The organism is Lactobacillus nasalidis (genome assembly GCF_016587775.1).
In the GTDB taxonomy this organism is placed as follows: Bacteria; Bacillota; Bacilli; order Lactobacillales; family Lactobacillaceae; genus Lactobacillus; species Lactobacillus nasalidis.
The window spans coordinates 1-7,700 of sequence record NZ_BOCG01000467.1; the positions used below are offsets into that span (position 1 = coordinate 1).

6 protein-coding genes and 1 pseudogene are annotated in these 7,700 nt (G+C 49.0%); 4 read left to right on the plus strand and 3 right to left on the minus strand.

All coding sequences use genetic code 11. From position 1 onward, the window contains the following. The coding region (locus tag lacNas_RS08865; protein ID WP_201346789.1) for a zinc ribbon domain-containing protein at positions 1 to 324 on the plus strand (324 nt) is incomplete at its 5' end. Positions 325 to 1,027: 703 nt separating this feature from the next. On the opposite strand, the gene lacNas_RS08870 is transcribed toward lacNas_RS08865, so the two are convergent. Further along, a complete protein-coding gene (locus tag lacNas_RS08870) occupies positions 1,028 to 2,443 on the minus strand; it encodes a DASS family sodium-coupled anion symporter (protein ID WP_201331063.1) in 1,416 nt (471 codons plus the stop codon). Positions 2,444 to 2,455: 12 nt separating this feature from the next. After that, positions 2,456 to 4,267 carry an FAD-binding protein gene (locus lacNas_RS08875; RefSeq protein ID WP_201331062.1) on the minus strand — a complete coding sequence of 604 codons (1,812 nt, stop codon included), beginning with the start codon at positions 4,265 to 4,267 and terminating at the stop codon, positions 2,456 to 2,458. A 235-nt stretch (positions 4,268 to 4,502) separates the two neighbouring features. Here lacNas_RS08875 and lacNas_RS08880 point away from each other — a divergent pair, with 235 nt between their 5' ends. After that, complete coding sequence (locus tag lacNas_RS08880) at positions 4,503 to 5,384, plus strand: LysR family transcriptional regulator (RefSeq protein WP_201331061.1); 882 nt, start codon at positions 4,503 to 4,505, stop codon at positions 5,382 to 5,384. Positions 5,385 to 5,438: 54 nt separating this feature from the next. Here the strand turns inward: lacNas_RS08880 and nagB are convergent, their stop codons facing one another. Next, complete coding sequence (gene nagB, locus lacNas_RS08885; protein ID WP_201331060.1) at positions 5,439 to 6,143, minus strand: glucosamine-6-phosphate deaminase; 705 nt, start codon at positions 6,141 to 6,143, stop codon at positions 5,439 to 5,441. A gap of 198 nt (positions 6,144 to 6,341) precedes the next feature. Here nagB and lacNas_RS08890 point away from each other — a divergent pair, with 198 nt between their 5' ends. Beyond that, positions 6,342 to 7,184 carry an aldo/keto reductase gene (locus lacNas_RS08890; RefSeq protein WP_201331059.1) on the plus strand — a complete coding sequence of 281 codons (843 nt, stop codon included), beginning with the start codon at positions 6,342 to 6,344 and terminating at the stop codon, positions 7,182 to 7,184. Between the two features lie 131 nt (positions 7,185 to 7,315). Beyond that, positions 7,316 to 7,700 (plus strand): annotated as a pseudogene (locus tag lacNas_RS08895) (hypothetical protein); the annotation flags it as partial.

Consider the following 7,700-nt stretch of genomic DNA (forward strand, 5'->3'; position numbering starts at 1 on the left):
ATGATCAATATGATCCGCTACAAGGCCAATATGGTCGGTATCACGGTTATCTGCACAAATGAATCGTATACAAGTCAGACTAGTGCTCTTGACGGCGAAAAGCCATGCTGGAACAATGGCAATAAGAGCAGAAAAAAGCAAGGGCTGAGCCCAGCCAATCGGCGCATTCACCGCGGCATGTTTAGAACCAACAAGGGTTTGTTGGTCAATGCGGACATCAACGGTGCAATGCAGATAGTAAGAAAAGTATTCCCGAACGTCTCATTTGCGAACGGGATAGTGGATGCTGTGTTGCATCCAGCCAAATGGTCTCCTCTCATTTGAGGAGCCACTTGGCAAACGAGTAATATTTGTGTCTGTGTATAGAGCTTCGGTTGACGGACTGTAAAGTTGTCCTCCAGTTTTCTTGAAAACCATATCAAGGGAGCGTTTGTGATACTTACTTGCTAAGTATTGCTTGAAAAAGGTCGGTCTAGATATTAAAGCTGTTAAAGCAGACACTCGGCAAAATCATATCAAATGACATAATTTTATATAATCTGACCCAATATTCTCTAACATGATAGAGGAATAATTTGCCTGGAGGAGGGACGGAGTTTCACGTGGAACAATAGTCTGAAAGAACCCTACCAGATTAGGAATCGAGTCATCTATGCGATGATTTCGGAAAATATAAACTAAAAGGATCTGCCTTCTGTTGAGGCAGATCCTTTTGCGTATGCTGTTTAGCGGCCTTTTTTAGAGTAGTTGATCAGATACTTGGCCAAAGCAATTAGGCCGAAGACTGCCAAAATGACTACGATGACCGTCATGATAGTAAACCAAGGCATTTTAATCACTCCCAATGTTAAATCCGGTGTAAATCTTTAGTATCTTTTACATATTATAATATCATTGGTTTTGCTTTTTTGCAATCGCTTTCTAAAAATCCAGCAAAAAAACAGGAGTATCTTCTTAAAGAGAAGACGCTCCTGTTTTTGGTTAAGCTTACAGAGCTTTTAAAATATGAGTCACAAAGTCAGAGCATTTACCAGATGCCGATTACTTTTGTCCAAGCAATGCCGACAACGAGCCAGATGATGTTAAGTACAACGCCGATGATTGCATTTAACTTCCACCAATCTTTTTCAGTCACATACCCGGTGCCGGACATGAAGGCAGCGGTACCTTGAGAGTAAGGAGAGGTGGACAAGTCGATAACGCCGTAGAAGGACAGCATCAAAGCGGCGAGCAGATGCGGGGCACCAGCACCGATTGCAATTGACAAGAAACCAGGATAAAGGGCACTGATATGGGAGATGATGCTCGGGAAAAGGTAGTGGAGGTAGAAATATGCGATGCAGAGAACTGCCAAAACCAGCATCCAGTTGACCCCGTGAAGCATCCCGCCTAGGGTAGTTGAGAACCATTTAAAGAAACCAAGCTTGGTCAATTTGGCTGGCATCAAGAGGATGATCGACAGCCAAGTCAACAGATTCCAGGCAAACTTTGTTTCCAGCATGTCCTTCATGGAAATAACTCCTGTCGTCAGCAAAATTGATACAGCGATAAAGGAGACCAGGGTTGCATCAATTCCAATGAAGCTGCCGATAACCCAAAGCAAGGTTGCCAGAGCAAAAGTAGCGGCCATGATTTTTTCAGCCAGGCTCATCGGTCCCATTTCGGCAAGGTGGTCATCAGCCCATTGCTTTGAATTTGGAGTCTTCTTGATGGTTGGCGGGTAAATTTTGTAAAGAACCAGCGGAACCAAGACAAGGGACAGGACACCAGGGACCAGGGCTGCCAAGAACCAGGTAAGCCAGGAAATTTCAATGCCTTGAGCCTTGGCCAGGCCCACGGCAACTGAATTGCCGCCAAGCCCAGTCAAAAATAGAGCTGAAGTGATGATATCAACTTCGTATTCATTGAAAGCCAGGTAAGAACCGATCTTGCGCTCAGTGCCTTCTTCAGGACTGGATCCCATGGAGCGGGAAAGACTGTCCAAAATAGGATAGATGATCCCATTTAAGCGGGCGTTATTGCTGGGGATGCCGACTGACAGCACAACTTCAACGAAAGAAAAGGCATAAGCCAGTCCAAGCGTGCTCTTGCCAAACAGCTTGATGAAGTAGTAGGCCAGTCTTTTGCCCAGGCCGGAATTTGCAAAGCCAGCGGACATGAACAGGCACATTGCGATCATCCAGCCGATGTTACTGCCAAAAGCAGTAGTAACTTCTTCAGTTGTGAAGAGCTTCAGCAGGATGCTGATCGTGATAGAAATGATCATGACCGACATCATAGGAAGAGGCTTGGTAATGCAGGCAGCGATAGTCGCGATAAAGACACTGAACAAATGCCAGGCAGCGACAGAAATCATAGCTGGCTTAAGCGGCGTCAAGAGCCACAGGCCAATGCCTAATACCAGAGGGATGATAAATCCCTTCCAATTTACTTTTTGCAACATAAGCAGCCTCGCTTACTTTTCCGCCTTGGCAATAGCTGATTTGACAGCTTCTTTAAGCGCTCTTGAAGTTGCTGAAGCACCTGAAACCGCGTCAACGTCGATAGAGTTGGCTTGAACGATCCGGCCAGGAATTTCCTTAACGGCAACTTCGCCAATCCCTTCAGTTTCGTGATCTTCAACAACTTCAACGTTCTTGATCGTCTTGTCCTCGTAAGTTACGCGAACGACGATCTTGCCGCCCAACCCGGCTTCTGATTCGCCAAGGTATTGGTTGTCTCCAACAGCGAAATCTTCCTTTGCGTCGCCGCTGACCAGGTCATTGATGACGCCGACAGGGTTGGTCAGTTCTACGCTGGCAGTTGCTTCGGCCTTTGCTGCACTTTCCCCGGCGATCTTGCCGAAAATCAAGCATTCCGCAACGTTGCCGCCGCCTTGGTAGTGGTTGACACAGACACCGCCAAGTTCACCAGCGCCAAACAGGTGCTCAATCGGCTTTTCATTGACGTCAAGAATCTGCGCGTATTCGTTTCTTTGCGGGCCGCCCTGGGTGTTCAGCATTGACGGAGCGAGCTTGATGGCATAAACTTTCCCCTTGCCGTCAAATTTTTCCATGCTGTCAACCGGCCGGTTGAATTCGAAGTCTTTCTTTTGGTCAATGTAGAAATTGAAGCGGTCAATCGTCTCTTGCAAGTTGGCTGCAGGCAGCTTGGTCTTTTCTGCTAAGTCGGTCAAGGATTCACCCTTGACCAGCTTGTCCATGAAGCTTGGGTACTTCAAGGCGCCTTGTTCAGCCTCGTGGGCAAATTTGTCAAACTGCTTTTGGTCAAAGACCAGGTAGGCATTTTCAAAGGCCGTCGGCACTTCCCAGGCACCGTGAGAATATGAGTGACCGTGCCGGCCGGCTTCATCTTCGTTAAAGAAGCGGGTGGCATCGTCTGAAACCACGAAGATTGAACCGTGTGTCAACAGGTTCCACTTGATTTGCCGGCCACGCTTGTTTTCACCTTCATAGAAGGTGTAGCCAGGCATGATCCCGTGGTTTTCCCAAGTATTCATGTGCCAGAGCTTGGCCCCAACTTCTTCAGCCATCTTGATGCCGTCCCCGCGGTTGTAGAGGGTGCCAAGTGGAGTCCGCTTTGGCTGCAGGAGGAAGTTCTGCTGCATTTCAGCATTGTTTTCAAACCCGCCCAGGCTCAAGACTACCCCGCGTCTAGCATGAACAGTGTATTCCTTTCCGTCGCGGCTGACTACCACGCCATCGATTCTGGAGCTGGCAGGATCTTGGATCAGCTTGACTGCCCGGCTGGCCAGCCAAACATCGATATTGTTGCTGCGCTTCTTGACGTTTTCGCGAATGATCTTCCACAAAGCAGCGTCAAAGTTGTGGTCATGAACCAAGGCAAAATCAAAAGTATCACTGCCTGGCAGTTCTGGATATTCAGCCAAAGTTGGGCGCTCGTAAAGCGGCTTGCCAGGTGCCTTGTCACGGCTGGCGATGTACGGGTGGTCTACGCCGAGATATTTGGTGAGGTATTCCGGGATTTGGGTCAGCCCTTTGACATAGGCATCCAATACAGCTTCAGAAATAGTAAACGGAGCAGCCAGAGCCTTGTAGTAATCCTTCAACTTGTTGAAGTCGTGTCCCATCGCGATGTGTTGCGCGCAGTAACGGGTGTTGCCGCCTTCATGGCCATAAGGTGCTGCGTCAAGCAGGAGAACCTTGGCACCATTGTCGGCCGCGAACCGGGCAGCAGAACCGCCGGCCCCGCCGAAACCTACGACAACAACATCATAATCAGCATTCCATTGAACATCAGTATTCATTGCTTTTTCCTCGAATTCATTTATAATTTTTTCTTCAAAACGAACTCTATCACCGGAGAAGAGCGCTTACAACACCGATTTTGATTTTATTTTTATTCACAAATATAAAGCTTGTAATATAACTGATTACCAGGGATGCCATTCACAAACTTTTTTGCTACAATTTGATATAGGAAAGCTTTTATAGATTGTATTTATAAAAATGAAATAAATGCTTATTTTTTAGGTTTAAGCTATGCAACTAAAAGATCTGGAATATTATGTCAAGCTCGTTCAGACGCAAAGCTACAGCGAGACAGCGAGCTATTTCCACTTGTCGCAGCCAGCGATCAGTTCGATGGTAGGGCGGCTGGAAAAAGAATTTTCGCAAGAATTGATTATAAAAAAGACGCGGTCAGCCATGCACGTTACCACGGCGGGGAAAATACTGTACCAGCACGCGCTTAATTTCCTCAAGGAAGAAGCGCTTTTAAAAAGCGACCTCAAACGGTCACAGAATAAAAAGTTCGTTCTCGGCTATTCAGAGGTCGCCGGCCGGGCCTGGCTGTCTTCAGTCATCCAAGAGCTCAACCAAGGGAAGCTCTTGGCCAACTTGGAAACTCATCAGGAAAGTTCCAAGCGGTTGGTGGAGCATCTGCATGAAGGAAAATTTGACGCGATCGTCTTTACTCATTTTGCGGATCAAGTTTTCAAAGGTTTGCAAGTCAATGACATTGAGAAGTATGAGTTTAAGCTTTTGGTTTCGGAAAAGTCGCCCTTGGCCTCAGCAGAGAGCATTGACATTCAGCAAGCCAGCGATCTGCCGGTGATCATGCGGCATAAAAACTACCTGTCCACGCAGGCGCTGCAGCGGATTTTTGCCAAGCGGGACTTTCATCCCAAGAAAAAGCTCTTTCTTGACAATATTGATGCCACCGAAATTCTGGTCGCTGACGGCCTGGGGGTCGCGCTGCGAATCGATACTGGCCTTCCCGCGCCGGCTGGAACGCGGCTAGTGCCGCTGATTCACAACCAGCGGATCTACGTTTATTCGGCTTTGGCTGTCCGGAGCAGCTTTGTTCCAACGGCTGAGCACCAAAAATACCTGGATATTTTACTGAAAAACAAGCTGCACTGATCCAGCAAAAAACAGGAGTATCTTCTTAAAGAGAAGACGCTCCTGTTTTACTTCTTATTTAAGCAAGTTGGCAGCTGCCTGGTCGGCAATCACCGTAACGTTCGGGTGCTTTTGCAGGACGCTGGCCGGGACATCCGTGGTTACTGGTCCTTCAACCATAGCCTTGATGGCCTTGGCCTTGCTTTCCCCCTTGGCCAAAAGGACGATTTCCTTGGCGGCCATGATGTTGGCGATCCCCATGCAGATGGCGCTCTTTGGCACTTCATCAATGCTGTCGAAGAAGCGGGCGTTGGCCTTGATCGTGCTTTCCGTCAAAGCCACTTCATGCGTAACGCTGTCAAAGGGCGTGCCCGGTTCGTTGAAGGCGATGTGCCCGTTCTGCCCGATCCCTAAGACCTGCAAGTCTACCGGGTTTTCCGCCAAAATCTGGTTGTAGCGGCCGCACTCTGCTTGAATGTCCTTTGCCTGGCCGTCCGGCAGGTAGGAGCGCTTGAATGGCTTGTACTGGAAGAGATGTTGGTTCATAAAGTAGTGGTAGCTCTGCGGGTTTTCCGGGCTGAGGCCAACGTACTCGTCCAAGTTGACGCTGGTCATTTGACTGAAGTCGAGCTGGCTGGTCACCATCTCCTGGTAGAGCTCAACCGGTGAAGACCCGGTTGCCAAACCCAAGGTCTTTGCCCCTTTGCTAACCGCCTTTGCCAAAAGGTTAAAGGCCTGCTTGCCCAATTCACTGGCGTTTTCTGCAACAATAACTTTCATCTTGATCACGACTCCTTGATTTTTTACTCACTCATATTGGTATAGTCCATTTTAGTTCCGCGGAGATTTTTTGTCAAGGTATAGACCAATAATTCTTGCTAAATTTAGGATGATTTTTTCAAAAAATGTCCGCCATGTACTATGCTTAGAAGGGAAAAAGAAGCAGAAAAGCAAATAAACTCATATGGAGGAAATATCATGAAATACATGACCGTCAAAGGAGAAAAACTGAGCCAGCTGGGCCTGGGCACCTGGAACATGGGGGAAAAGACCGGCAAGCGGGAGGCGGAAATCGCCGCCATAAGATACGGCTTGTCCGCCGGCGTCAACGTGATCGACACTGCCGAAATGTACGGGGAAGGGCGGGCCGAAAGCCTGGTCGGTGAAGCCATCAAGGACCTGGACCGGAGCCAGCTCTTCCTCATCTCCAAGTTCTACCCCTGGCACGCCAGCCCCCAAGAGCAGAAAAAAAGCCTGGCCGCCAGCTTGAAGCGGCTGGGGACAGACTATTTAGACCTGTATCTTTTGCACTGGAAGAGCGACTATCCTTTGGCAGAAACCGTCAAAGGCCTGCAGGATTTGCAAAAAGCTGGCCTGATCCGCCACTGGGGCGTTTCCAACTTCGATACGGCTGACATGCAAGAGCTGGTGGAGATTGCCGGGGAAGGGGCGGTTTTTGCCAATGAAGACCTCTATAATATCGACAAGCGGGGCGTTGAATATGACCTCCTACCTTGGCAAAAGCAGCACGACATTGCCTTTATCGGCTACTCGCCCTTTAACTCTGGCAACGGCCAGTCAATTCCCGTTAAGCCCAGCCTCAAGCAGATCGCGGACAAACGGGGCGTGTCTGTCCACCAGGTATTGCTGGCCTGGACCATGCGGACCGGGCAGGTTCTGACCATCCCCAAGGCCGGCTCAGTCGCCCACATGCAGGCCAATTTGGCGGCCGCTGACCTGGTCTTGACGGCTGAAGACCTGGCCAGCCTGGACCGGGACTACTTGCCGCCGAAAGCTAAGCAGCCTTTGGAAAGCATTTAGTTTTTTGCATACAGGAAGCAAAAATCCAGCAGAAAACTGATAAATAAACGGATGGTGGTTGACAGCGGCTAAAGAGCATAACACTATCATGCAGTTTGTAAGAATATCGGGAAAGAAAATAGTGTAACTGCATGAAAAATAAAAAGAATATCGCTTATTTTATTTACGCTGTTTTGACAGCAGCGATTCTGGTCCTGGCCAGAAAGCATTTCGTTGAACTGAAGGGGAGCAGCCTGGATCTGGCGAACACGGGCTATTACACCTATGCTGTCAGAGACCAGATCTTGTCCAGAGACCTGCTCTTCTTTGACTGGGTCAGCGTCATGTTGCCGCGGCTGGACCTGGCCGGGATTGAGCCGCTCTTGCTGACCCGGCACTTGAGCCGGAAGCAGTTTACCCTGTTGCGGCTCAAGTGGTCCTGGCCCTACCTGGCCTGCCTGTTTGTGACCCATTTGATCTACTGGCCGGGCAGCTGGCTGGCGGCAGCATCCCTTATCCTGCTCTTTGCCGCGGCTG

What these genes read in the sequence shown, in the direction of transcription:
- lacNas_RS08870 (WP_201331063.1), bottom strand. Translation starts at nt 2,443, where the DNA reads ATGTTGCAAAAAGTAAATTGGAAGGGATTTATCATCCCTCTGGTATTA.
- lacNas_RS08875 (WP_201331062.1), bottom strand. Translation starts at nt 4,267, where the DNA reads ATGAATACTGATGTTCAATGGAATGCTGATTATGATGTTGTTGTCGTA.
- lacNas_RS08880 (WP_201331061.1), top strand. Translation starts at nt 4,503, where the DNA reads ATGCAACTAAAAGATCTGGAATATTATGTCAAGCTCGTTCAGACGCAA.
- nagB (WP_201331060.1), bottom strand. Translation starts at nt 6,143, where the DNA reads ATGAAAGTTATTGTTGCAGAAAACGCCAGTGAATTGGGCAAGCAGGCC.
- lacNas_RS08890 (WP_201331059.1), top strand. Translation starts at nt 6,342, where the DNA reads ATGAAATACATGACCGTCAAAGGAGAAAAACTGAGCCAGCTGGGCCTG.